We start from the raw sequence: 25,175 nt of genomic DNA, 5'->3' as shown, positions 1-25,175 counted from the left end.
ATCCACCAGATAGGTGGGAGTACCCGTCTGGAACCAGTAATTATCAAACTTGCAGCTGTCAAAGACGTTCAGAAGGCTGAAGGGATTGAACACGCCTTCCGCCGATTCCTCAAAGTGATAACCGTCATACAAAGAGGACAGCCGATGCACGGTCTCCTCAAAGGTTAGCCCGTTTTTATTTCCCAAAGCTTCTATTTCAATGCCGAAGGTATCTACCAGCTCCTCCTTCGTGATGCCGCACAGCGTGGCATAGGCAGGTTTCATGCTGATGTCGTTCAGCTGGTTCAGGTCACTGAACACGCTGAACTGGGCAAACTTGGTGACACCCGTCAAGAACACAAAACGCAGATAGCGGTCGGAACTTTTCAGCACGCCATAAAAGGCTTTCAAGATCCGGCGGTATTCATCCAGAAGCGACTCATCGAGGATGGCCTGGAGCAAAGGCTTGTCATATTCATCAATCAAGACGACCGCCTGCTTGCCGGTCAGCACGTAAGCACGTTCTATCACGTATGCGAAACGTTCTTCCGGACTACGGTCCTGCCGTTCTTCCCCATATACCTGTTCCCACTTTTCCAGATATTGGTTGAGCATGGCAACCAAATCGGACGCCGTTTCATATTTCCTGGCATTCAGATCCAGATGCAGCACCGGATATTTTTCCCATTCGGTTTCCAGTTTCTCCATGGCAAGCCCTTCAAACAAATCTTTACGCCCCTCGAAGTAGGCCTCGAAGGTAGAAATGAGCAGGCTCTTGCCGAAGCGGCGCGGACGGCTCAGGAAATAAGGTTTACCAATATTCGCTATATGATAAATCAAATCGGTCTTATCTACATAAAGGTAATTCCCACTACGTATTTCCTCAAAAGTCTGTATGCCGATAGGCAGTTTACGCATCTGTCTCATTTCCATCGTTGTTTTTATCCTTTCCGTCCCTGGAGTTCCTATTCACAAAGTTAAGGGTATTTGCCGATATAGCAAAGAAAGCAAGACGTTTTTTAAGAACGCATATTCTCCTTTCTCAGGCTCAGCCACTTCTCCACCCAGCCGTTCACCGTTTTTTTGACTTCCTCCTCACTCAACTCTTCCAGAAAGCTGGAAAGAAGCGCCTCATAGGCACCCAGTCTCACATCCTGCCCTTTTTTATGCAGGCGTACGTTTTCGTACTGATATGGGCATCCGTGCAAAGTTCTTCAATGGTCCTCTTTTTCTCTTTCCGCACTCTCTCAATATAAGCAGCCAGAAAAGGATGTAAACAGTTTTTATTCATATTACAGTTGTTTTGTTATGTAGTTTACTATAAAGCCTTATTTATGTTATAGATTGTTATTTTAGTTTCCTTATGTTTAAAATCTTTTCCATATACGGAAAAGATTCGATGAGAAAGGATGCCTACCTTCGCACAAAGATATTAAAAAATATACCAAATGACAAACATTTTTAAAATGTCGCTTTTCATGCCTCCCATCTCACCTGTCAAGGACAAAGTGACCGGAAAAAGCCTGAAAAAAGCCACACTGATACCGTTCAAAACAATGGAGCTCAGCGAAGTGTATAATCTTATCACTTCCAGCGAGAGGCTTGCCACATTGACTTCAGCCGTAAGAAACGCCGCACTGGAAGGGAACGATACCGCCTGCCGCCTGCTCAAACAGCAGACGCTGCCTTACGTAACTCCCTGTGGAATCTTTACCCGGCGACGAAGCGACTGCCTTGAGGAATACTCCGGACTGTTCGTAGTGGATATCGACCACCTTGATTCGGAAGACGAAGCCGCCACGCTACGGCAACACCTCTTTGATGACGCCTACCTGCATCCTGCGCTCGTATTCATCAGCCCTACCGGACGGGGCGTGAAAGCTTTCGTCCCCTGTACAGCCATATGTAATGTCGCCGACGAGATTCGCTGGGCCATGGACTACGTCCACTGCATGTATGACGCCGACAACCCATCACCCGAAAAAGGAGTCGATACATCAGGCAAAGACATTGTCAGAGCCTGTTTCCTCTGCCACGATCCGGGTGCGCTGTTGAGGGAAACGACCTAAGACCCAAAGATATCTCTTTTGTCAAACAAAAAAACAAAATTATCAATAATCAAACCAATGGATTCATTATCTTCATTGCATCTTCTGACGGAAGCCGTCAGAAGTGCGGGGACAGACATTGCCCCAACCTATCTTGAGTATATACAAGTAGCTTTCGCCATCGCCAACGACTGCGGTGAAGCTGGCCGGGACGACTTTTTGACCTTGTGCAGCCTGTCTTCAAAATACGACCGGAAAGCGGCCGGCAAACTCTTCAGCAATGCGCTGAAAAACGGACATGACAATGTACACATAGGCACTGTGTTTCACCTGGCCGAACTGCGTGGTGTAAAGATAAATGCACCTTCCGATGATACACGGAATTCAAAAGTTCACAGCTCAAGTCTCCCCTCACACACACACGCACGTGAGGACGAGTCCCTGGCAGGCAACGCCCCGCTGTCGCCTCTGCCTACTTTCGACGAACACGTCCACTGGCCTTATCCTCTGGAGGACATCGTGAAATGCGGCACTTCCCCCGCACAACACGACATCCTGCTGCTGGGATCCGTCATCACACTGGGCGCCGCCATAGGCCGGAACGTACGCTGCGCATACGGCGGGAAAATGATATCTCCCTGCCTGCAAGGATTCATAGTGGCACCGCCCGCAGCCGGAAAGGGCGTGCTCTCGCTCGTACGCCTCCTGGCCGAACCCATCCACGACGAGATCCGTACGAAAGTGGCCGAAAGCATGGAATGTTACCACCGCGAGAAAGCCAGATACGACGCCTTAGGCAAAGAACGGAGAAAAGCCGAAATACCCGTCATGCCGCCCAACAAGATGTTTCTTATCTCGGGCAACAATACCGGAACAGGCATTCTCCAAAATCTGATAGACTCCGGCGGCACCGGACTGATATGCGAAAGCGAGGCGGACACCATCTCTTCCGCCATCGGTTCGGAGCACGGACATTGGAGCGATACCATGCGCAAGGCCTTCGACCACGACCGTCTGTCCTACAACCGACGCACCGACCGAGAATACCGGGAAACGAAAAAAACATATCTTTCCGTGCTCCTTTCCGGCACTCCCGCTCAAGTGAAACCCTTGATACCCACCACCGAGAACGGGCTCTTCTCCCGCCAGATATTCTACTACATGCCCGCCATCAACCACTGGCAGAACCAGTTTGACCGCAATGACAACAATCTTGAGGAGACCTTCACCGCATGGGGCACGGAATGGAAGGATAGACTGAAAAGCATCACCCTGAAAGGGCTTTTCACGCTGAGACTCACCGACGGGCAGAAAGAAGAGTTCAACCGCATCTTCTCCGCTCTCTTCGACCGTTCCGGGCTGGCAAACGGCAGCGAGATGTCAAGCAGCGTGGCACGACTGGGCATCAACATCTGCCGCATCATGGAAGTAATCGCCCTGCTCCGTGCATCGGAACAAGGGGACATAGCCTCTTCACCCTACGTCTCACCCGACCGCAATACCGCCCCGGACAATCTCAAAGACGACATCATCAGCCTGTGGGACCTCACCATCAACCCCGAGGACTTCCATGCCGTACTGTCACTGACAGAGGGGCTCTACCGCCACGCCACCCATATCCTCTCCTTCCTGCCCGCCACCGAAGTGAGCAGCCGGGGAAATGCCGACCGGGACGCGTTGGTGGAAAGCATGGAGAGATGTTTCACCCGCACCGCTTTCCTGCAGAAAGCCGAAGAGATGGGTATCAAGGCCGAAACCGCCGCCACCTGGCTCTGGCGACTGCAGAAGAATGGTCTCATAGAGAGTACGAAAAGCAAAGGCAATTACCGGAAACCCGACAGAAAAGGCTGAAAGTGAAAACCGAAATCCCCTCCTGTATACGCATACGCACGCACTTTCGCGTGTGTGTGTGTGTGTGAGAGGAAGCGTGAACTGTGAATTGTGAACCTTTGTACCCCACGTGCCAAACGTCAGCTTTACATTTCCGAAGCTCACCTTTACACCACCAGACCTCAGGTTTAAGGCTCGCCCAGTGCAGCCACTATCAGCCTTACCTGGGCAGGTGTATAGGAGCGTGAACGGGAAGAACTGCCCAATGCGGACAGCCCGGCACGAAGACCGGGACATAGGTCTATCCACTGTTTCAGTTTACGGAAAGCGGCGTCAGGACAAAGATTTGGACAATAGATTTGGGCAAGTTCGGTACGCCCATATGTACGTATGACAAAAGATTCCATAGTTGGCATTTATGATTTATACTCATCAAAAGTAACTATAAACCATGAAATTATCAAACATAAACGGATAAATAACCGACTAAAACCGATACTAAATGACTGCTACCGGCAGAAACCGGCAAGCTACCGTAGCCACAGCGTTACCTTTGCATCGTTGGATCTGACAACCTAAGTGATTTCTTTGAAAATTTAATTTTCTAATTGTTCAACTCTTTAAATTATTGACCATTATGATTCGTTACAAAAAGTATCAAGTGACGGGCGAGAACAGCCCGCTGAAAGGCCTCTGGTATGCACGCCCCGTGATTGAGGAAACTTTCGACATCGAAAGGCTCGCCAAGCACATGTCCAAGCACAACACTCCCTACTCGGCCGGTGTAATCAAAGGCGTATTGGCAGATATGGTTTCCTGCATCAAGGAACTGATTCTGGACGGCAAGAACGTAAAATTGGACGACCTCGCCATCTTCTCCGTGGGAATCGTCAGCAAGCAAGGCGCATCATCCGCCACCGACTTTTCACTGGCCAACAACGTAAAGGGACTGAAGCTCCGTTCCCGTGCCACGGGTGAACTGAGCAATGCCCAGATCAATCTGGAAGGCCAGCTGAAAGAGGCTTCGCCGTATGCTGTGGAAGGCGGGGATTCGGGTAATGCGCCCGGTGGTTCCGGAGGAAACGACGGTGACGAAAACGAGAACCCGTTGGGGTAGATAATTCTGCTGTTCGATGCATAAACCCAAAGCAAGTGCTTGCAGACAATTATTCAACAGACACAAAATTATAAACACCGCCTCGTACCCCGCAAACGAGAGTAATTTCAACTCTCCCCTCTCCTGCCGGAGAGGGGTCGGGGGTGAGGCTTTAATCTTCTTTCATCATGGAAAAAAAGTCAAAACCCGTATGGGGCATTGTCCTCAAAGTAATCATCACTGTAGCCACCGCCTTAGCGGGAGCTTTCGGCTTTAGCGCCTGCAAGTAGCCATGCGCATAATTACGCTGCTTGTCATTCATTGCTCGGCCACGCCCCAGGGCGTGCGCCTGGGCTTTGAAGACTGCCGCCGTGACCACATCCGGCACCGCGGTTTCAGTGACATCGGTTACCACTTTTACCTGACCCGTGACGGTGAAATCCACCGGGGACGACCCCCGGAAAAAGTCGGTGCGCATTGCCTTAATCATAACCGGCATTCCATCGGTATTTGTTATGAAGGAGGGCTGGATGCCGAAGGACTACCGACTGATACTCGCACTCTGGAGCAAAAAGCGTCGATGCTTGCCCTGCTCCGGGAATTGAAACAAATCTTCCCAAGGGCACTGATTGTAGGACATCATGATTTGAATCCTGTCAAGGCTTGTCCTTGCTTCGATGCGGAAAGGGAGTATAGGGAGCTGTAAAAGGCTCCCTTTTTATGCATAAACGCCTTCCTTCCTAATGTTCTGCTTTCAACTTTCCTAAATTCAGCTACTTTTCCTATAACTCTTCACCGCCCACAAATTGGCAACAAAAGCAAAACCCAGCAGTACCGCCAATTGAGGAAGCAATTCGGAAAATCCGCCGCCACGCAGATAAACGGTACGCATCACATCCACAAAATAGCGCAAGGGGTTGACGCAGGTAATCCACTGCGCCCATTCGGGCATACTGTGGATAGGGGTGAATAGTCCGCTCATCAAGATCAGGACAAGCATAAAGAACCACATGACAAACATGGCCTGCTGCAAGGTAGCCGAATGATTGGAAATGACCAGACCGAATCCGGAGACCACCGGCAGAAACACCAACGCAAAAATATAGATAGTGAGGAAATGTCCGGCAGGCAAAATGCCATAGAGCAGCCAAGCCAGAACAAAACAGATTGTAAGTACCACGAATCCTATAAGCCAGTAAGGAATCAGCTTCGCGGCAATAAAAGTGAATTTGTTGACGGGAGTCACATTTATCTGTTCAATCGTTCCCGCCTCTTTCTCTCCCACTACATTGAGAGCCGGGAGAAAACCGCATATCAAAGTCAGCAGCATGACCATCAGGGCAGGAACCATAAAAAGCTTATAATTTAAGGTAGGATTATAAAGATTCCGGGTAGAGACGGCTATCCGCGGAAGCGCCCTGCCCACCCACGCTTTCACGGGTGACTCCGACTGCAACTCACGAGCGTAATCACTGATGATGGAAGAAAGATAGGAACCTCCCAAACTGCCTTTTGTGCCATTCACGGCATTGGCGGCAACCAACAGACGAGGAGCTTTCCCGTCTATCCAGTCCTTCTCAAAATCATGCGGGATTTCCAATATCACATCCGCCGAACCTGCCTCGACGGAAAGCAAAGCCTCACCGTATGTATCGGGAAGCGCCGTCAGACGAAAATAAGTGGAAGCGCCGATCTTAGCTACCAAGCGGCGGGACAAAACACTATGGTCATTATCCACAATATTCAGATTGATATTCTTGATCTCCAGATTGGCAGCCCAGGGCATCAGTATCATAATCATACACGGAAATATGAAAATCAACTTAGGCAAAAACGAGTTGCGGAACAGCTGCTTGAATTCTTTCTCTATCAGATACTTTATCATAACGTTGATATTTTAAAGATTCCCTTGTTATTCCAGCCGGTGCTTGAACTTCTTAAAGCTAACGGCAATCAGTATAACCGCCATGACTGCCAGTATGCTTATTTCTGCCAGTACGAGCGAGATATCCACCCCTTCAATCATCAGTTTCCGCACCGCCTGTATGTACCAGCGGGCAGGAAGTACTGCGGAAATGGCCTGCAGGATGGCAGGCATGCTTTCAATCGGAAATATCATTCCGGACAGCAGCATGGTGGGCATCATCAACATCAGTCCGGACACCAGCATGGCAGCGACCTGTGTATGGGTGACCGTAGAAATAAGCAGGCCCAGAGCCAGGGAGACGAAGATGAAGAGCAACGATACCACCACCAGCCAAAACAAACTGCCCGCCACAGGAACACCGAGCACATAGACTGAAAGCAGCAGGATGGTCACCAGATTGACAAACGACAGGACAAAATACGGCACCGCCTTGGCCAGAATAATGAAAAGCGGCTTTACCGGAGAGACGAGCAGGATTTCCATAGTCCCCGTCTCTTTTTCGCGTACGATGGAAATAGAGGTCATCATGGCACAAATCAGCATCAAGATGAGTCCCATGACACCGGGCACAAAATTGTAGGCACTCTTCATCTGCGGGTTGTAAAGCAACTTGAGCTGAGGGACGATGGCGGAAGCCTGCATTCCCGGCGGAAGCATCTCCTGCCCGGTTGCGGATATGATATTCATGGCATACCCCGCCTGCATGGTAGCCATATTGGGATCGGTGGCATCGGAGACAATCTGCACACTTGCCCCGCCCGTATAGAGATTGTCCGAAAAACGTTCGCTAAAGACAAGAACCATATCAATATCCCCTCTCCTGAAGAAATGATCAATGTCACCGGGAGAATAAAAACGGCGGGTAACGGAAAAGTATTCACTGGCATCCATACGGTCGATGATGCGACGGGTGATTACATCATTCGACGGGTCGAGGACGGCAACCCGCACATTCTTCACCTCCGTAGTGATGGCAAAGCCGAAAAGAATAATCTGAACAATGGGCATGCCCAACAGAATCAACATCGTACGCCGGTCACGGAAGATGTGGAAGAATTCTTTTCGGACAAAAGCTATGAACTGTTTCATTACTATATTAATCTGTTTTACACTTATACTTGCATCAGCTTGCGCACTTATCTGCACCTTAGTCAGCCGTTCGCACGGCTTGGCGGGCCAGTTGCTGGAATACATCGTCCATCGTAGCAGCCCCGAACTCCTGTTTCAGCCTCTCCGGGGTATCCAGCGCACGGATTACGCCGTCCACCATAATGGAGATACGGTCGCAATACTCCGCCTCATCCATAAAATGGGTGGTGACAAAGACGGTAATGCCCCGGTCGGCAGCCTGGTAAATCAATTCCCAGAACTGGCGGCGGGTAGCAGGATCAACACCCCCTGTCGGTTCATCCAGGAATACGATTTTCGGCTGATGGAAAATGGAGACGGAAAAAGCAAGTTTCTGTTTCCAGCCCAACGGAAGGCTTTTCACCAACGTGTCACGCTCCCTTTCCAGCCCCAGACGAAGGAGCAGTTCATCCGTCCTCGGAGCTATTTCCGCCTCAGGAATTCCATAGATGCCGGCAAAGAGGCGGATATTCTCCCATACCTTGAGATCCTCGTACAAAGAGAATTTCTGGCTCATGTAACCGATATTCTTTTTCACCTCCTCCGGCCGGGTGGCAACGTCAAATCCCGCCACACATGCTTTTCCGCCGGTAGGACGGCTCAATCCGGTGAGCATACGCATGGCAGTGGTCTTGCCTGCCCCGTTCGCACCCAAAAAGCCGAAGATTTCACCTTGGCGCACCTTGAAAGAGATATGATCTACAGCTGTAAAGTTGCCGAAACGCTTGGTCAGCCCGTCCACCTCTATCACGTAATCCTCGCGATTCTCCGCTTTCCCGTGCTGCAGACCCGCAGGACAGAGTATATCTGCAAACTTCCTCAGGATGCGGTCGGGAGTATCGATGCCCTGTATCATGCCTTCATGGATAAAAGCGATACGGTCACACTGGCGTGCCTCGTCGATAATCGGGGTGGAAGCGATGATGGTAATTCCCTGTTCCTTCAGCCGGCGGAGCATTTCCCAGAACTCCTTGCGCGAAACGGGATCCACTCCCGTGGTCGGTTCGTCCAGAAAAAGTACATCCGGCTTGTGGATAAGCGCACAGCTAAGGGCAAGTTTCTGCTTCATGCCACCGGACAAGGCTCCGGCACGGCGCTTACGGAAAGGTTCTATCTGCCGGTAGATATCACGTACCAGGTCATAATTCTCTTCGATGGTAGTATGGAAAACGGTGGCGAAAAAGTTCAGGTTCTCTTCTACCGTCAAGTCCTGGTAAAGAGAGAAACGCCCGGGCATATACCCCACCCGCCTGCGGATGGCTTTATAGTCCTTCACCGTATCCAGTCCGCAAACCGTAGCCGTACCCTCATCGGCAAGCAGCAAAGTGGCAAGGATACGGAAAAGAGACGTCTTGCCCGCCCCGTCAGGACCGATGATGCCGAACAGTTCACCCGGCTGCACGGACAAGGAAACGCCCCGTAAGGCTTCCACCCGCCCGTAACGTTTAAAGACATCAGTTAAAGTTACAGCCTCCATACATTCCTATTTTCAGCATTCCGTCATTCTTGACAGCCACTTTTACGGCATACACCAGATTGGCACGCTCATCTTTCGTGAGAATCGTCTTGGGAGTAAACTCGGAACTGTCCGAAATCCAGGTGACTACACCCGGATACTCCTTCCGCACTTCTTTTCCATAGTCTGCATAAACCGTCACTTTCTGTCCCAGCTTCACCTCTGATAGTTGTTCGGAAGTGATGTAGGCACGCAAATAAATCTGTTCCATATCGGCCACCTTGAACAAGGGAGTTCCCGGTGCCGCCAACTCTCCCGCTTCGGCATATTTGGCCAGTACCGTTCCCGTCAGCGGAGAGACAATATGGCATTTCCTCAGTTGGTCCTCGATCTGCGCAACCTGGATACCTACCGAAGAGCTTTGCCACGTCAGGCTCCGGTCACTGTTCTGCAACGTGGAGTTCTGGGCTGCAAGTTGCTTGCGAAGTACTTCAAGCAGGGATTCCGCATCCTCCCACTGCTTCCTGTTGGCTGCACCGACACGAAGCAGGTTAGCCGCACGGTCACGCTCTCGCTGTGCCTGTACAATCTGCTCTTTCGTGGCGGCCACCTGTTTCAGAATGTCGGGACGCTGGCCTTCCACAGACTTGACACTGGCTTCCAGCTGAAGTTTCTTCAGATAAAGCTGGACTGTGTCGATGATGCCTACTTCCTGTCCCGCTTTCAGCAGCGTTCCCTCTTCCACATCAAGACCAAGAATCTTTCCGGAAGCCTCGGCAGAGACAATGACATCGGTGGCTTCAAAAGTTCCCGTAGCATCATATTCGGGAGTCCCGCTGCCACAGGCGGTGAGCAGGAACAAAAGAGAAAATAATTTGAGTGACTTCATACTATAATCCATAACTAATTGTTCAACGTATATTTTAACTGGCAGAGATTCATCAGCAGCTGCACTTCATGCAATGCCTTGGTCTGACGCGCCAGGTTCTCATTGGTAATCTCACGGAGCATATCGGTAACGGTCAGGGTTCCGTTCTCTACCTTGGCTTCGGCGGCACGGCGGATATTCCCGCGCAGACGGATAATCTCATCGTCATCCTCCATCTGCCGGCGCATGGATACAATGCCTGCATGCTGTCCGGTTTCCTGCAGACGTGTATTGAAAAGGAATACCTCCCTTCCGGTTTCTATCTCCCGACGGCTGTTGTCTATACGCCGCCGGTCATTCTTCAAGGTATAAAGGCTGCCGAAATTCCACACCATACGCACACCTGCCATGTAATAGGCATTGAACTCATCCTTCAGCATGTTCAGTCCCGGATTGCCGTATGCCCCCTGCACAAAAAGTCCGAAACGGGGCATCAGCCTGGCATTCAAGGTAGCCTCCTGCACTCTCAACTGTTCATTCCGTGCATCGAACAGACGAAGCTCCGGACGGTTATTCACACCTGCACTTTCCATCTCCTCCAAGGCGGGTTTCTGCAAGGAAACACTGCCGGGAATCTCTTTCCCGATAAAAGCGGAAAGCATATTCATGTACGCCCGGCGCGAAGCCTCCAGTTCAATGCGATGCTGCCTTGTGTTCAACAGTTCCACACTGACGGCATCCAGATCACTCTGGCTGGCTATGCCGTTGGCAATATAGTCGGACACCTGCTTGTGGGTTCTTTTCAAATCATCCTGCAAAAGTCCGTTTTGCTTCAGTTGTTCATCCAGCAACAAAATGCCGAAGAAAATCTGATTTACACGGTCGTTCAAAGCATACATATCCACATTCTGCTGTTCCAGTTCCACATCCGATGCCGCACGCGTCAAGCGCTTCCGGGCACGGATATCCCCACCGTCCCAAATGGTCTGCTGCAACTCCAGCATCACCTGGTACTGGTCTTTCGGGGCTGTCTTTATATCCACACCCGGTATCTCGACAGGCAGCTGGGTTATATCACTCTGATACGTCGCCTTGCCCGACAGCGAGAATTGGGGCAGATATCCCTTTCCGGCATTGGAGAGGTCATACTCGCGTGCCTTCTCAATCAATCCGTACCGGCGTACCAACGGATAGTTTTCCTGCGCCGAACGTCTGCATTCGTCCAGCGTAAGCTGGGCATGCGTCAATGCTGCCGCAAACAAAAAGGCAAGAGAGAGAATTGCTCGTTTCATATCCATATATATTTATCGTTTCATTCATCGGTGCAAAGATAGAGACATAACATAGCATGTCTACAATCCATTTGTTCGTAAAGATGTTCCAATAGTACGACTTTCTATAGGAAAAGACAAGGAATAACACGGTTTTCTTATCTTTGCCACAGAAATACCTACTGTCGTCAATAAAGCAATATATGGAAAAGAACATCCCCATAAGCGTAGCATTTGAAGATATCCGTAAACATCCGGATATCATCGCCAACTCCGTTTTTCGCTTCATAAACGATGATCTGGGCATGGTTGTCAGTTTCATACAGATGGGAAGCAAACTATTCCGCACCGGTCAACCCTACCGTGCCAAAGAAGGAAGAATCCTCCGTATCCTGCAAGGGAAAGGACGGATTTCCATCAACCTTATAGAATATGAAATTTCCGCGCACGACCTGATTATCATTCCGGACAACTCACTGATAGAAGCACTGGAAATCAGCCGGGACTACGATTTCCAGGTCATAATGCCCGTACCCGGCTTTCTGCCTGTGATGCAAGCTTCCATTCTCTCGGAAACTTACACACGAAACGGCATCCGCCTGTCACTCGACGAAACGGAATGGAAACATATCGGTACCTTCTTTTCCCTCCTATGGGATATGCTGCAGAGCTCTCCCTATCGCCGTGAAGCCATACAGCATCTGATTGTCTCATTGCTCTACAACCTGAAATACATCCATGAGCAAACCCGTACAAGCACCCAGATACGCTTGTCACGGCAAGAAGATATTTTCCGCCGCTTCATAGCATTGGTCAACAAATACAGCAAGCACGAACGTACCGTCAACTTCTACGCCGACAAGCTATACCTGACACCCCACTATCTGAGTACCGTCATCCGCCAGGCAAGCGGACAAACTGTAATGCAATGGATCAACCAAGCCGTCATTCTCGAAGCCAAGGTATTGCTGAAACATAGTGATCTACTGATATTCCAGATTTCAGATGAACTGAACTTTCCCAATCCGTCATTCTTCTCCAAATTCTTTAAAAGAATGACAGGAATAACTCCGGCAGAATATCAAAAACAGATATAGAAGGAAGCTGACAGAAATGTACAAATAGAACAATTTATAATTCATATCGACCTTTTCTATCAAACGGCAACCGGATAATTTTGTATTAAATATTAACGACTGAGATTATGAAACAAATTTATTGGATTCTTACGAGCGTTTCTCTGCTCTCCTTAACCTCCTGCAGTAACCGGCCCCAAGAGACAAAAACTCTCCAAACGGTAAAGATAAATACAGTGGCTTCGGCCGATGAACAGGCTTTCCTGCAATATCCGGGAAAGGTAAAGGCCGCACAAGATATCAGTCTCGCTTTCAGGGTAAGCGGAACTATCCAAAAGATTTATGTGGAAGACGGTAGCCGCGTACGGCATGGACAGCTGCTTGCCGAACTGGACCCGACGGACTATCAAGTACAACTGGATGCCACCGAAGCCGAATACCGGCAAATCAAAGCTGACGCCGAACGGGTCATGGCACTCTATAAGGACAATGGAACGACACCCAGCGCCAATGACAAGGCCGTGTATGGTCTGAAACAAATTACGGCCAAATACCGGCACCACAAAGACCAGCTGGAGTACACCCGCCTCTATGCCCCTTTCAACGGTTTCATTCAGAAACGCCTGTTCGATGCACACGAAACGATAGGTGCAGGAATGCCTGTACTCTCCATGATAAGCGGCGGAATGCCCGAGGTGGAAATCAATCTTCCGGCAGCCGAATATATCCGGCGGGGACAATTCAACAGTTATCATTGTACATTCGACGTTTATCCGGGACAGCTCTATCCTCTGAAGCTGATAAGCATTACCCCCAAAGCCAATGCCAACCAGCTATATACCGTACGGTTGCAACTGCTTGCCGACAAGCAGCCGTTACCGTCTCCGGGCATGAACACCATGGTCACCATCTATTGTGACAAGGAAAATTCACAGCGGTTGTCTGTTCCCAGCGGCGCCATTCTGCAGAAGGACGGCAAGGCACAGGTATTTGTCTATAACCCGTCCGACAACAAAGTAGATTGCCGTGAAGTCACCCTTCTGCGCCTGACGGGCAACGGGCGCAGCCTCATCAGCTCCGAAGAGCTGAAACCGGGCGAACTGATTGTCGCTTCCGGCGTACACCATATACAGGACGGGGAAACAGTGAGACCTCTCACCCCCACCACCCCAACCAATATCGGAGGACTGCTGTAAAACCAATCAATAACCATCAATTATCAAAAGACAATGGATATAAGTAAATGGGCATTTCAGAACCGTAACCTGATCTACTTCCTGATAGCAGTGCTGCTATTGGGCGGAGCCTATTCCTGCTATGAAATGAGCAAACTGGAAGACCCGGAAATAAAGGTCAAACTGGCCATGGTAGTGACGACCTATCCGGGTGCCTCGGCACACCAGGTGGAACTGGAAGTGACGGATGTACTGGAAAAAAGCATCCGCAGCATGGGCAATATAGACAACGTGGAAAGTTATTCCTTCAACGACCTCTCCTTGATACAGATAGAATTGACCACCACTACCCGGGACGAAGAAGTGGAGCAATGCTGGGACATGCTGCGCCGCAAGGTAAATGACGCACGCGCCTCGCTCCCCGACGGTGCCGCCACCCCTATCGTAAAAGATGATTTCGGCAATGTATTCGGCATGTTCTACGCATTGACAGGTGACGGACTGGATGACCGGGAACTGTCTGACTATGCCGAACTCATCAAACGTGAAATCAGTGATATGGAAGGCGTGGAACGGGTGGAACTGTACGGCAAACGTTCGGAATGCATCAACATTTCCTTGTTGCAGGACCGCATGGCCAATCTGGGCGTGAAACCCGCGGAGGTTCTCGCCACCCTGAACGGACAGAATAAAACGACATACAGCGGCTATTACGACAATGGAGACCTGCGTGTCCGTGTAACGGTGAGTGACAAGTTCAAAACCGTGGAAGACATCGGAAACATGCTTATCCAGGGCCACGATGACGACCAACTCCGCATGCGCGACATAGCGCGGATAGAAAAGGGATACGAAGAACCCACACGCAACGAAATGTTCTTCGACAGCGAACGGGCACAGGGCATTCTGATTGCAGCCTCCAGTGGTTCGGACATAGTGAAAGTGGGAGCCGCCGTAGAAAAGAAACTGGAACAACTCAAGGAAACCCGCCTGCCTGTGGGCGTGGAATGCCACAAAGTATTCTACCAGCCGGAACGTGTGGGCGCCTCCTTGGGAACATTCATCATCAACCTGATAGAATCCGTAATCATCGTAGTGCTCATCCTGATGATAGCCATGGGGTTCAAAAGCGGTGTCATCATCGGCATCAGCCTTGTGGTTACGGTGTTCGGCTCATTCCTGTTCCTCTATACTGCGGGCGGAACCATGCAGCGCGTGTCACTGGCCGCATTCGTACTGGCAATGGGCATGCTGGTGGACAATGCCATCGTCATCATCGACGGCATACTGGTGGATTTGAAAGCCGGCAAGGACCGGATGGAGGCAATGACTGCCATCGGACGGCAAACAGCCATGCCTCTGTTGGGAGCCACGCTAATAGCCATTATAGCTTTCCTGCCCATCTTCATGTCACCCGACACTGCAGGTGTCTATACACGCGACCTTTTTATCGTCCTCGCAGTATCTCTGCTATTGAGCTGGATACTGGCATTGATACACGTGCCGCTGATGGCCAACCGAAGGCTACATCCCGAAGTGGAGATCAGCGCTACAGGAAAACGGGAATACAAGGGCCGTACATACGCCGCACTGCGTGCCGCGCTGCGCTTCGGGCTGGCACACCGCTGGAGTTTCGTCCTGACCATGATTGCCCTTCTGGCATTATCCGCCTTTGGCTACCGGTATATGCGCCAGGGATTTTTCCCGGACATGGTTTACGACCAGTTATATATGGAATATAAATTGCCCGAAGGGAACAATTCCACACGGGTAGCGCAAGACCTGAGAGAAATAGAAGCCTACCTGAAGACCCGCAAAGAGGTGACTCACGTCACTACCTCTATCGGCGGGACACCGGGACGTTATAACTTGGTGCGCAGCGTCGCCAACCCGTCACTGGCCTATGGGGAACTCATCATTGACTTCACCTCTCCCGACGAACTGGTGGACAATATGGAAGAAATACAAGCCTACCTGACGTTGCATTATCCGGATGCCTACGTCAAAATGAAACGGTACAACCTGATGTTCAAGAAATACCCCATTGAAGCCCAGTTCACGGGACCTGATCCTGCCGTGCTGCATCAACTGGCAGACAGTGCACGCAGCATTATGGAGAGCACTCCCGAGGTATGCCTCATCACGACAGACTGGGAACCGCAAGTGCCGGTCCTCTCCATTGAATACGACCAGGCTGCCGCCCGCGCACTGGGACTGAGCCGGAATGATGTGAGCCTGTCCCTGCTATCGGCCAATGGCGGTATCCCTATCGGCGCTTTCTACGAGGGCATACACCGGGACAATATCTACCTGAAATGCCTGGATGAAAAGGGACATCCGATAGAGGACCTTGCCAATACGCAAGTGTTCTCTTCACTGCCTTCACTGAACGGACTGCTGAACGAGGAAACCATGGTCAAGCTGAAAGCCGGCACCCTCTCGAAAGAAGAGCTCGTGGAAAGTCTGATGGGCAGCACACCGCTGAAGCAAATCAGCAAGAGCATTGACATCCGTTGGGAAGATCCCGTCGTGCCGCGTTACAACGGACAGCGCAGCCAACGTGTGCAGTGTTCTCCGGCTCCGGGCATAGAAACGGAAAAGGCACGCCTTGCCATTGCACGGAAGATTGAACAGATGGAACTTCCGGAAGGATATACACTGCACTGGCAGGGAGAAAAAAATGCCAGTGACCAGTCCATGAAATACCTGTTCAAGAACTTCCCGCTTGCCATCATTCTGATGATAGCCATTCTGATAATGCTGTTCAAGGATTATCGCAAGCCCCTCATCATCTTCTGCTGCATCCCCATGATTATCGTAGGTGTAGTGGCAGTAATGCTGCTGACAGGAAAAACGTTCAACTTCGTAGCCATCGTCGGTACACTGGGACTGATAGGCATGCTCATCAAAAACGGCATTGTACTGATGGATGAAATCACCTTACAGCTCCGGCAAGGCGTAGAGCCGACAACGGCACTGATAGACAGTGCCCAAAGCCGGCTCCGCCCTGTAACCATGGCGGCACTGACTACCATCCTCGGCATGATACCGCTGCTGCCCGATGCCATGTTCGGTTCACTCGCCGCATCCATCATGGGGGGACTGACATTCGGCACGTTGATAACATTGCTGTTTATACCGGTATTGTATGCCTTGTTCTTCGGCCTCACCCCCGCCCCCTCTCCGGCAGGGAGGGAAGAGAGAGAGCAAGGCACTCACAAGACGGAAGATTTTTCGGATATACAAACTTTAAACCATAAATTATGAACTTTAGAATCTCACAGCTTATTCAAGCCTGCCATACCGCCACTGCCCCGACCTCCCCTCTCTTTCGGAGAAGGGGCGGAGATAAGGCCGTACTTTTCTTATTCCTCCTTTTCCCCCTCTCCCTCCCTGCCCAAGAGATACTGAACTTGCAGCAATGCAGGGAAATGGCACTGGAATACAATAAAGAGATGGCAGCTTCCGCCAAACAAACGGAAAGTGCCCACTATACCGCCAAAAGTTATCTTGGAAATTTCTTCCCTAACTTCACCGCCGGCGGAACGGGCATCTACAGCACAATAGACGGCAGCTTGGGCATACCGGGCGGTAACCTGCCCACCTTCCTGCCCCATGCGACCGGACAATTCCTGCCTAACGGCGGCTATGCATATTTTCCCGGCATAGACTTGAACTATAAAACAGGGACTATATATATGGGAGGCATACAAGTGGAACAGCCTCTCTATATGGGTGGAAAAATCCGTGCAGCCTACAAGATGTCTCTGTTGGACAAGGAAATGGCACACATGAACGAAACCCTGACTGCCACTGAGGTCATTCTGAAGACAGACCAGGCTTACGCACTCGTAGTCAAGGCACAAGAAATGAAGAAGGTGGCCGACAAATACAATGCCGTCCTCACGGAGCTGATGAAAAACGTGGAAAGTGCCCACCGTCACGGACTGAAACCACAAAATGACGTTCTGAAAGTACGGGTGAAACTGAATGAAAGCGAACTCGGCATCCGCAAAGCAGAGAATGCCCTCCGCCTGGCTACCATGAACCTTTGCCATTACATCGGCAAGCCGTTGGCTACGGATATCCGAATCTCCGGTGACTTCCCTGAAATAGAACAGGATATCCGGATGCAGGTTTCCGATATCACAGCCCGTCCGGAATACGGTATCCTGAACAAACAGGTCTCCATTGCACAGCAGCAGGTAAAATTGAACCGCAGCGAACTGCTGCCCAAAGTCGGTATCAAAGGTTCGTACGACTACATACACGGATTTGAGCTGAACGGCCAGGACCTGTTTGACAAAGGCAGTTTCTCTGTATTTCTGAATGTCAGCGTCCCCTTGTTTCACTTCGGCGAACGGAGCAACAAGATACGTGCCGCCAAGGCCAAATTGGAACAATCACGCCTGGAACAGGAAAACATGAATGAGCAAATGCTGCTGGAACTCACACAGGCAGCCAATAATCTGGATGAAGCCCGCCTGGAAAGTGAACTCTCAGACCGTTCATTGCAACAGGCGGAAGAAAATATGCGTGTCAGCAAAAGCCAGTATGAAGTAGGGCTGGAAACTCTGTCCGACCATCTGGAAGCACAAGTTCTGTGGCAACAGGCATACGAGACCCGCGTGGACGCACATTTCCGGCTTTATCTGAACTACATTACTTACTTAAAGGCTGCCGGCACGCTGTACGACAAGTGCTGCAAATGACAGGAGGTGTGTCAAAACTGATAAAAGAAATCTTTATTTTGACACACCTGCCCTTCTTATTTATACTCCTCCCACGACTTGATGGCGATGTCATCCACACTCATCGTGCAGAACGCATTGATGAACGCACTTGCCAGACGGGCATTCGTGATCAACGGAATATTGAGGTCGATAGCGGCACGGCGTATCTTATAGCCGTTATCCAACTCTCCGGCAGTAAGGTTCTTCGGAATATTCACCACCATATCTATTTCCTTCCTGTGGAGCATGTCCAGAGCCTGCGGATGTCCTTCCGGCTCGCTGGGCCAGTAAACGCGCGTATTTTCCACACCGTTTTCCGTAAGGAACTTGCTGGAACCTCCCGTGGCAAAAAGGTGATACCCCTTCTTCTGAAGCATGCGTGCCGCCGAAAGCATATCTACCTTCTGCTTCGGAGTACCGGTAGAAAGCAGGATGTTCTTCTTGGGGATACGGTAACCGACAGAAAGCATGGCCTTCAGGATGGCACAGGAGGTATCACTGCCGATACAGCCCACCTCACCCGTACTTGCCATATCCACCCCCAACACAGGATCTGCCTTCTGCAAGCGGTTGAAGGAAAACTGGCTTGCCTTGATGCCTACATAGTCCAGGTCGAAGAGGTTCTTGTCCGGCTTCTGTACAGGAATGCCGAGCATTACCTTCGTGGCCAGTTCGATAAAGTTGATTTTAAGCACCTTGCTGACAAACGGGAACGAACGGCTGGCACGCAGGTTACATTCAATCACTTTGATATCATTGTCCTTGGCCAGATACTGGATATTAAACGGACCGGAAATGTTCAGTTCCCGCGCAATCTCACGACTGATGCGCTTGATACGGCGTACCGTCTCTACGTACAATTTCTGCGGCGGGAACTGGATGGTGGCGTCACCGGAGTGTACACCGGCAAATTCGATGTGCTCGCTGATGGCGTATGCCATGATTTCACCGTCCTGCGCCACAGCATCCATCTCCACTTCCTTGGCATGCTCAATGAACTGGCTTACCACAACCGGATGTTTCTTGCTGACGTTCGCCGCCAGTTGCAGGAAGCGTTCCAGTTCCTCCCGGTTGGAGCAGACATTCATCGCTGCGCCCGAAAGAACGTATGAAGGACGGACCAATACCGGAAAGCCCACCTTATCGACAAAGGCATTGATATCTTCCAGAGAAGTCAGTGCCCTCCATTCAGGCTGGTCCACACCGATGCGGTCGAGCATGGCGGAAAACTTGTCACGGTCTTCGGCATTGTCTATGCTCCTGGCACTTGTACCGAGAATGGGCACATTCTGTGCATCGAGACGCAAGGCAAGGTTGTTCGGTATCTGTCCTCCGGTAGACACAATGACACCGTGGGGATTTTCCAGTTCGAGGATATCCATCACACGCTCAAAAGTAAGTTCATCAAAGTAAAGACGGTCACACATGTCATAGTCCGTGGACACCGTCTCCGGATTATAGTTGATCATCACACTGCGATACCCCTCCTTGCGGATGGTATCCAGAGCCTGTACCCCACACCAGTCAAATTCTACGGAAGAACCGATACGGTAGGCACCGGAACCGAGAACAACGATCGACTTACGGTCGCCCAGATAATGTACATCATTGGCAACGCCGCTATAAGTCAGATACAGATAGTTGGTCTGTGCCGGATATTCGGCGGCAAGGGTATCAATCTGCTTCACTACCGGCAGGATTCCTGCACGCTTGCGCAAGTTGCGGACATAAAGAATCCCCTCCTCCATATCTCTTTCATAACCGACGGCACGGGCAATCTGGAAATCGGAGAAACCTTGTATCTTGGCTTTGCGCAACAAGTCCAAGGGGATGGTGGACGGTGCAAAAGAGTGCAACTCTTTCGAGGTATTCATGATGTTCATCAGCTTCTCCAGAAACCACTTGTCTATTTTAGTCAGTTCATGCACCTGACCAACGGTATATCCGGCCCGGAAAGCTTTTGATATAACGAAGATACGTTTGTCCGTGGGTTCCCGCAATGCCTTGTCGATATCGGCAATCACGAGCTCCTTGTTTTCCACAAAGCCGTGCATGCCCTGGCCTATCATGCGGAGGCCTTTCTGGATGGCTTCTTCAAAGGTACGCCCGATAGCCATGACCTCACCTACCGACTTCATGGAAGAACCGAGTTCTTTATCGACACCATGGAACTTGCCCAAATCCCAACGGGGTATCTTGCAGACCACATAATCCAACGCAGGTTCAAAAAAGGCGCTGGTAGTCTTCGTTACGGAATTCTTCAAATCAAAAAGCCCATAGCCCAAGCCCAGTTTTGCCGCCACAAAAGCCAGTGGATAACCCGTTGCCTTAGAGGCGAGTGCGGACGAACGGCTCAAGCGGGCATTTACCTCGATCACACGATAATCCTCACTGTTGGGATCGTAGGCATACTGCACGTTGCACTCTCCCACAATACCAATGTGGCGGATAATGCGGATGGCAAGTTCGCGCAGCTTGTGATAGTCCGCATTGCTCAATGTCTGCGAGGGGGCAATAACGATGGATTCACCCGTGTGAATCCCCAGCGGGTCGAAGTTTTCCATATTGCAGACCGTGATACAATTGTCAAAACGGTCACGGACTACCTCATATTCCACCTCTTTCCAACCTCTCAAGGACTTCTCTACCAGAACCTGCGGGGAGAAAGAAAAAGCTTTTTCTACCAGTACGTTTAATTCCGCTTCATTGTCACAGAACCCGGAACCCAGTCCGCCAAGGGCATACGCGGCACGGACAATGACCGGATAGCCCAATTCGGCAGCGGCACGGCGGGCATCTTCCACATTTTCCACAGCCTCACTCTGGATGGTCTTTACGTCAATCTCGTCCAGTTTCTGCACGAATATTTCACGGTCTTCCGTATCGATAATAGCCTGTACGGGGGTACCGAGCACCTTTACCCCGTACTTCTCAAATACTTTGTCCTTATAGAGAGCCACACCGCAGTTCAAAGCCGTCTGTCCTCCAAAGGCAAGCATGATGCCGTCCGGGCGTTCCTTCTCAATCACTTTTTCCACGAAGTACGGAGTGACGGGCAAGAAATAAATCTGGTCGGCAACCCCTTCCGAAGTCTGTACCGTAGCAATGTTGGGGTTGATAAGAACTGTATGGATACCCTCCTCTTTCAGTGCCTTGAGTGCCTGCGAACCGGAGTAGTCAAACTCTCCCGCCTCACCGATTTTCAATGCTCCGGAACCCAGAAGCAGGACTTTCTTTATATTGTCTTCTTTCACGTCAATAATTATTGATTACTAATTACAAATTACCTTCAAAAACCACCCATGACTAACTTCACAAAGTCATCAAAGAGGAATTCCGTATCTGTAGGCCCGCTGGCAGCCTCCGGATGGAATTGTGCCGAGAACCAAGGATTGCGTTTATGGCGGATACCTTCGTTGGAACCATCGTTCATATTGATGAAAAGCGGTTCCCAGTCTTCGTTCAGCGTACCGTTATCTACTGCATAACCGTGGTTCTGCGAGGTGATGAAACAACGTTCCGTACCCACCATGCGCACCGGCTGGTTATGGCTGCGATGACCGTATTTCAGCTTGTATATCTTGGCTCCTCCGGCTTTGGCCAACAACTGGTTCCCCATACAGATGCCGAAAATGGGAAGTGCCTCGTCCTTCATCGCCTTACGGATATTCTGTACGGCCGCATCACACGTATCGGGGTCACCGGGACCGTTGGAAATAAACAGGCCGTCAAATTCCAGTCCGTTGTAATCATAGTCCCAGGGAACACGGACTACCGTCACATCCCGCTTCAGCAGACAACGGATAATGTTGGTCTTCACCCCGCAATCAACGAGAAGTACCCGCTTCTTCCGTCGGGAGTTGAGGTCCAGAGATCCAGAGTTGAGGTTTAGAGATCCAGAGTTGAGGTTCAGGATCCTGGAGTCGAGGTCTGAGAGTTGGGCGTTAAGCTGTGCCGCAGGGGCATCTACACTCAAATGCAAGCTTTCCGTTCCGGCATATGCAATGATATCCTTGCAGCTTACCCTATCTACATAATTAATGTCTCCATAATTATCAACGCCCCATTGTCCGCTGTCCGGTTCATCGTCAAAGACAATCTTGCCCATCATCACACCATGTTCCCGGAGAATTTTAGTCAGTTCACGGGTATCGATACCTGTGATTCCCGGAACCTGTTCGCGCTTCAGCCAGTCATCGAGACTCTCCACCGCATTCCAGTGGTTATAGTTTTCAGAATAGTCACTCACAATAATGGCCTCGGCATGGATATGCCCACTCTCCATGAACGTAGCCAGCCCATTCGGTTCAACAGTAAAAGGAGGCACTCCATAATTGCCCACCAACGGGTAAGTAAGCGTCATCAACTGTCCGGCATACGAAGGGTCGGTCAAGCTCTCGGGATAACCCGTCATGGCTGTATTGAAGACCACCTCTCCCGCTACCGTTTTTTCATAACCAAACGACTTGCCGTGAAACACGGTGCCGTCGTCAAGGAGAAGCCTCACCCCCTTCCCCTCCCCCGCAGGGAGGGGGGAAGAAGTCAGATTTTGTTTGTTATTTTCCTTATTCATATATGTTATGTATAGTATCACCTGTCACAATTCCATGCCATCTCCTCCCTACGGGGAAGGGGGAAGAGAAGGCTAAAATTGATATACCTGTTCTATATAATCAATAAATGCCGCATTCAGCAACTTCACCCCGCCCGGAGTGGGATAATCACCGCTGAAGTACCAGTCTCCCGGATGCTTCGGACAAGCCTCATGCAACCCTTCAAGAGGTTGATAGACGATCTGCACCTGGGCTTTCGTCCCTTTCGGAGTCAGCAGTTCCACCATCTTGGCGGAAATCTCCTCATCGGTGAAAGGAGCATAGATATCCTTCACATAGTTCACCATCTGCTCCTTGGGCAGTCCCACCTGCTCCTTGGACTTGCGGTAAGCGGCGGCAATCACATCTTTCATATCCCGTTCTTTCAACAATTCAACGGCTGCCTTGAAAGCGATGAATTCACTCATCCTCGACATGTCTATACCGTAATAATCGGGATAACGCACTTGTGGCGAAGAGCTGACAATCACTATCTTTTTCGGATTGAGACGGTCGAGGATACCGATGATGCTCTGCCTTAAAGTAGTGCCGCGCACAATGCTGTCATCTATGATAACGAGGTTGTCCTCACCGGGCACGAGACTGCCGTACGTGATGTCATATACATGGGCCGCCAGGTCATTGCGGCTGTTGCCCTCGGCTATGAACGTGCGCAGTTTGATATCCTTGATGGCCACCTTCTCGCTCCGTATGCGGCGTGACAGGATGCGTTCCAGTTCGTCATGGCCGGGAGCATGTCCCAACGCGTCTATCTGATAGACCTTTTCTTCGTTGAGATACTCATCCAGCCCCTGCAACATCCCGTAGAAAGCCACTTCCGCCGTGTTGGGGATGAAGGAGAAAACGGTATGGTCTATATCATAGTCGATGGCTTTCAATATGTTGGGAACCAGTTTCTCGCCAAGCAGTTTGCGCTCGCGGTAAATGTCCGCGTCACTGCCACGGCTGAAGTAAATGCGCTCGAACGAGCAAGGTCTCACCTCACGCGGCTTGTTGATCTGCACCGTACGCACCTTTCCCGCCTTATGGATGAACATGGCTTGTCCGGGTTGCAGTTCCCTGATGGAGCCGGCGGGTACGTTAAGAGCCGTCTGTATCACCGGACGCTCACTGGCAAGTACCACTATCTCATCATCCTGATACCAGAATGCGGTACGGATTCCCCAGGGGTCACGGACAGCGAATGTCTCCCCGCTTCCAGTAAGCCCGCACATCACATATCCTCCATCCCACTCCTTGCTTGAAGTGCGCAGCACATTGGCAAGGTCGATGTGGTCTTCTATATAACGGGTAATCTCCATCCCTGCCAGCCCTTCCGCCTCGGCAAGATTGAATACGCGTTCTACCTCCCGGTCCAGACGGTGGCCTACCTGCTCCAGCATGATATAAGTATCGGCATACTTCCGCGGATGCTGGCCGATGGCGGTGATACGCGCAAAAATCTCGTCCACGTTCGTCATGTTGAAGTTGCCGCAGAGGGCCAGATTCTTTGCGCGCCAGTTGTTGCGCCGCAGGAACGGATGAACATACGAAATGCCGGACTTCCCGGTAGTAGAGTAACGCAGATGGCCCATATAGACCTCTCCGGCAAAAGGCAACACCCGTTTGGCGTACCCTGCATCATGCAGTTGTTCTTTGGGCAGGTCTTTAAAGTTGCTCTGTACCGTACCGAAGATTTCAGTAATGGCACTTGAGCCGAGCGCACGTTCACGGAACATATATTCCTCACCGGGATTGGCTTCCAGTTTCACACAAGCCAGACCGGCCCCTTCCTGCCCACGGTTATGCTGTTTCTCCATGAGGAGATAGAGCTTGTTCAGACCATACATCCAAGTTCCGTATTTCTCCTCATAATACTCCAACGGTTTCAGCAGGCGTATCATGGCAACGCCACATTCATGCTTCAGTTGTTCCATTTATTCCTATTTTGTTGATTTACTGACTATCTACACATATATCTATGCTTCCGCACACC

At 50.6% G+C, this 25,175-nt stretch carries 20 protein-coding genes; 9 read left to right on the top strand and 11 right to left on the bottom strand.

Translation table 11 applies throughout. The annotated features are described in order from the left end of the window. Both HMPREF9446_RS16375 and HMPREF9446_RS19005 read right to left on the bottom strand, forming a co-directional pair. Window positions 1–906: ATP-binding protein (locus tag HMPREF9446_RS16375; protein WP_039969875.1), on the bottom strand; the 906-nt coding region annotated here is incomplete at its 3' end. A gap of 92 nt (window positions 907–998) precedes the next feature. Next, window positions 999–1,187, bottom strand: coding sequence for a hypothetical protein (locus tag HMPREF9446_RS19005; RefSeq protein ID WP_039969862.1), 189 nt, complete (start codon window positions 1,185–1,187; stop codon window positions 999–1,001). Between the two features lie 240 nt (window positions 1,188–1,427). Here HMPREF9446_RS19005 and HMPREF9446_RS16365 point away from each other — a divergent pair, with 240 nt between their 5' ends. Continuing rightward, window positions 1,428–2,048, top strand: coding sequence for a BT4734/BF3469 family protein (locus tag HMPREF9446_RS16365; protein ID WP_009126868.1), 621 nt, complete (start codon window positions 1,428–1,430; stop codon window positions 2,046–2,048). 57 nt (window positions 2,049–2,105) lie between these two features. Then, window positions 2,106–3,878 carry a DUF3987 domain-containing protein gene (locus tag HMPREF9446_RS16360; protein WP_009126867.1) on the top strand — a complete coding sequence of 591 codons (1,773 nt, stop codon included), beginning with the start codon at window positions 2,106–2,108 and terminating at the stop codon, window positions 3,876–3,878. 167 nt (window positions 3,879–4,045) lie between these two features. On the opposite strand, the gene HMPREF9446_RS16355 is transcribed toward HMPREF9446_RS16360, so the two are convergent. Then, window positions 4,046–4,264 (bottom strand): DUF4248 domain-containing protein, encoded by a 219-nt coding sequence (locus tag HMPREF9446_RS16355; RefSeq protein WP_009126866.1) that lies wholly within the window; start codon window positions 4,262–4,264, stop codon window positions 4,046–4,048. Between the two features lie 230 nt (window positions 4,265–4,494). Here HMPREF9446_RS16355 and HMPREF9446_RS16350 point away from each other — a divergent pair, with 230 nt between their 5' ends. From HMPREF9446_RS16350 to HMPREF9446_RS16340, 3 genes are all read left to right on the top strand, one after another. Continuing rightward, window positions 4,495–4,974, top strand: coding sequence for an HU family DNA-binding protein (locus HMPREF9446_RS16350; protein WP_009126865.1), 480 nt, complete (start codon window positions 4,495–4,497; stop codon window positions 4,972–4,974). Window positions 4,975–5,141: 167 nt separating this feature from the next. Then, window positions 5,142–5,243, top strand: a complete 102-nt coding sequence (locus HMPREF9446_RS18830; RefSeq protein ID WP_172634259.1) for a smalltalk protein — start codon at window positions 5,142–5,144, stop codon at window positions 5,241–5,243. Between the two features lie 2 nt (window positions 5,244–5,245). Next, the gene (locus tag HMPREF9446_RS16340; RefSeq protein ID WP_039969872.1) at window positions 5,246–5,659 is read left to right on the top strand and encodes an N-acetylmuramoyl-L-alanine amidase; all 414 of its coding nucleotides are present in this window, start codon (window positions 5,246–5,248) and stop codon (window positions 5,657–5,659) included. A gap of 63 nt (window positions 5,660–5,722) precedes the next feature. Here the strand turns inward: HMPREF9446_RS16340 and HMPREF9446_RS16335 are convergent, their stop codons facing one another. Genes HMPREF9446_RS16335 through HMPREF9446_RS16315 form a run of 5 tightly spaced genes read right to left on the bottom strand, consistent with a single transcriptional unit; the run spans window position 5,723 to window position 11,630 of the window. Continuing rightward, window positions 5,723–6,838: an ABC transporter permease gene (locus HMPREF9446_RS16335; protein ID WP_009126863.1), complete on the bottom strand. Its 1,116-nt coding sequence runs from the start codon at window positions 6,836–6,838 to the stop codon at window positions 5,723–5,725. A gap of 27 nt (window positions 6,839–6,865) precedes the next feature. Beyond that, entirely contained in the window at window positions 6,866–7,969 is a 1,104-nt protein-coding gene (locus HMPREF9446_RS16330; protein WP_039969861.1) for an ABC transporter permease, read from the bottom strand. Between the two features lie 58 nt (window positions 7,970–8,027). Then, window positions 8,028–9,485 carry an ATP-binding cassette domain-containing protein gene (locus tag HMPREF9446_RS16325; protein ID WP_009126861.1) on the bottom strand — a complete coding sequence of 486 codons (1,458 nt, stop codon included), beginning with the start codon at window positions 9,483–9,485 and terminating at the stop codon, window positions 8,028–8,030. Continuing rightward, the gene (locus HMPREF9446_RS16320) at window positions 9,463–10,353 is read right to left on the bottom strand and encodes an HlyD family secretion protein (RefSeq protein WP_039969871.1); all 891 of its coding nucleotides are present in this window, start codon (window positions 10,351–10,353) and stop codon (window positions 9,463–9,465) included. The genes HMPREF9446_RS16325 and HMPREF9446_RS16320 overlap by 23 nt, the downstream gene beginning before the upstream one ends. Window positions 10,354–10,367: 14 nt before the next feature. Then, window positions 10,368–11,630, bottom strand: coding sequence for a TolC family protein (locus HMPREF9446_RS16315; protein ID WP_009126859.1), 1,263 nt, complete (start codon window positions 11,628–11,630; stop codon window positions 10,368–10,370). Between the two features lie 176 nt (window positions 11,631–11,806). Here HMPREF9446_RS16315 and HMPREF9446_RS16310 point away from each other — a divergent pair, with 176 nt between their 5' ends. The 4 genes from HMPREF9446_RS16310 (at window position 11,807) to HMPREF9446_RS16295 (ending at window position 18,566) form a co-directional block, all read left to right on the top strand. Next, entirely contained in the window at window positions 11,807–12,700 is an 894-nt protein-coding gene (locus tag HMPREF9446_RS16310) for a helix-turn-helix domain-containing protein (protein ID WP_009126858.1), read from the top strand. A gap of 107 nt (window positions 12,701–12,807) precedes the next feature. After that, complete coding sequence (locus tag HMPREF9446_RS16305) at window positions 12,808–13,875, top strand: efflux RND transporter periplasmic adaptor subunit (RefSeq protein ID WP_009126857.1); 1,068 nt, start codon at window positions 12,808–12,810, stop codon at window positions 13,873–13,875. Between the two features lie 33 nt (window positions 13,876–13,908). Beyond that, window positions 13,909–17,121: an efflux RND transporter permease subunit gene (locus HMPREF9446_RS16300; RefSeq protein ID WP_009126856.1), complete on the top strand. Its 3,213-nt coding sequence runs from the start codon at window positions 13,909–13,911 to the stop codon at window positions 17,119–17,121. After that, the gene (locus HMPREF9446_RS16295; RefSeq protein WP_009126855.1) at window positions 17,118–18,566 is read left to right on the top strand and encodes a TolC family protein; all 1,449 of its coding nucleotides are present in this window, start codon (window positions 17,118–17,120) and stop codon (window positions 18,564–18,566) included. Before HMPREF9446_RS16300 ends, HMPREF9446_RS16295 begins: the two co-directional genes overlap by 4 nt. A gap of 56 nt (window positions 18,567–18,622) precedes the next feature. Here HMPREF9446_RS16295 and carB read toward each other — a convergent pair whose 3' ends face one another. From carB to HMPREF9446_RS16280, 3 genes are all read right to left on the bottom strand, one after another. Beyond that, complete coding sequence (carB, locus tag HMPREF9446_RS16290) at window positions 18,623–21,841, bottom strand: carbamoyl-phosphate synthase (glutamine-hydrolyzing) large subunit (RefSeq protein ID WP_009126854.1); 3,219 nt, start codon at window positions 21,839–21,841, stop codon at window positions 18,623–18,625. A gap of 35 nt (window positions 21,842–21,876) precedes the next feature. Next, window positions 21,877–23,160 (bottom strand): glutamine-hydrolyzing carbamoyl-phosphate synthase small subunit, encoded by a 1,284-nt coding sequence (gene carA, locus HMPREF9446_RS16285; RefSeq protein WP_009126853.1) that lies wholly within the window; start codon window positions 23,158–23,160, stop codon window positions 21,877–21,879. Between the two features lie 72 nt (window positions 23,161–23,232). Beyond that, entirely contained in the window at window positions 23,233–25,116 is a 1,884-nt protein-coding gene (locus HMPREF9446_RS16280) for an amidophosphoribosyltransferase (protein WP_009126852.1), read from the bottom strand. Window positions 25,117–25,175: the final 59 nt, after the last annotated feature.

Source organism: Bacteroides fluxus YIT 12057, from assembly GCF_000195635.1.
Taxonomy (GTDB): domain Bacteria; phylum Bacteroidota; class Bacteroidia; order Bacteroidales; family Bacteroidaceae; genus Bacteroides; species Bacteroides fluxus.
The sequence above is the reverse complement of the archived record's forward strand: the minus strand, read 5'-3'. Positions and strand labels throughout refer to the sequence as shown.

Coding starts and splice junctions, on each gene's coding strand:
- HMPREF9446_RS18830 (WP_172634259.1), top strand. CDS start 5,142: ATGGAAAAAAAGTCAAAACCCGTATGGGGCATTGTCCTCAAAGTAATC.
- HMPREF9446_RS16330 (WP_039969861.1), bottom strand. CDS start 7,969: ATGAAACAGTTCATAGCTTTTGTCCGAAAAGAATTCTTCCACATCTTC.
- HMPREF9446_RS16360 (WP_009126867.1), top strand. CDS start 2,106: ATGGATTCATTATCTTCATTGCATCTTCTGACGGAAGCCGTCAGAAGT.
- HMPREF9446_RS16310 (WP_009126858.1), top strand. CDS start 11,807: ATGGAAAAGAACATCCCCATAAGCGTAGCATTTGAAGATATCCGTAAA.
- carA (WP_009126853.1), bottom strand. CDS start 23,160: ATGAATAAGGAAAATAACAAACAAAATCTGACTTCTTCCCCCCTCCCT.
- HMPREF9446_RS16350 (WP_009126865.1), top strand. CDS start 4,495: ATGATTCGTTACAAAAAGTATCAAGTGACGGGCGAGAACAGCCCGCTG.
- HMPREF9446_RS16280 (WP_009126852.1), bottom strand. CDS start 25,116: ATGGAACAACTGAAGCATGAATGTGGCGTTGCCATGATACGCCTGCTG.
- HMPREF9446_RS16325 (WP_009126861.1), bottom strand. CDS start 9,485: ATGGAGGCTGTAACTTTAACTGATGTCTTTAAACGTTACGGGCGGGTG.
- HMPREF9446_RS16335 (WP_009126863.1), bottom strand. CDS start 6,838: ATGATAAAGTATCTGATAGAGAAAGAATTCAAGCAGCTGTTCCGCAAC.
- HMPREF9446_RS16365 (WP_009126868.1), top strand. CDS start 1,428: ATGACAAACATTTTTAAAATGTCGCTTTTCATGCCTCCCATCTCACCT.
- HMPREF9446_RS16340 (WP_039969872.1), top strand. CDS start 5,246: ATGCGCATAATTACGCTGCTTGTCATTCATTGCTCGGCCACGCCCCAG.
- HMPREF9446_RS16300 (WP_009126856.1), top strand. CDS start 13,909: ATGGATATAAGTAAATGGGCATTTCAGAACCGTAACCTGATCTACTTC.
- HMPREF9446_RS16305 (WP_009126857.1), top strand. CDS start 12,808: ATGAAACAAATTTATTGGATTCTTACGAGCGTTTCTCTGCTCTCCTTA.
- HMPREF9446_RS16355 (WP_009126866.1), bottom strand. CDS start 4,264: ATGGAATCTTTTGTCATACGTACATATGGGCGTACCGAACTTGCCCAA.
- HMPREF9446_RS16320 (WP_039969871.1), bottom strand. CDS start 10,353: ATGAAGTCACTCAAATTATTTTCTCTTTTGTTCCTGCTCACCGCCTGT.
- HMPREF9446_RS16315 (WP_009126859.1), bottom strand. CDS start 11,630: ATGGATATGAAACGAGCAATTCTCTCTCTTGCCTTTTTGTTTGCGGCA.
- HMPREF9446_RS16295 (WP_009126855.1), top strand. CDS start 17,118: ATGAACTTTAGAATCTCACAGCTTATTCAAGCCTGCCATACCGCCACT.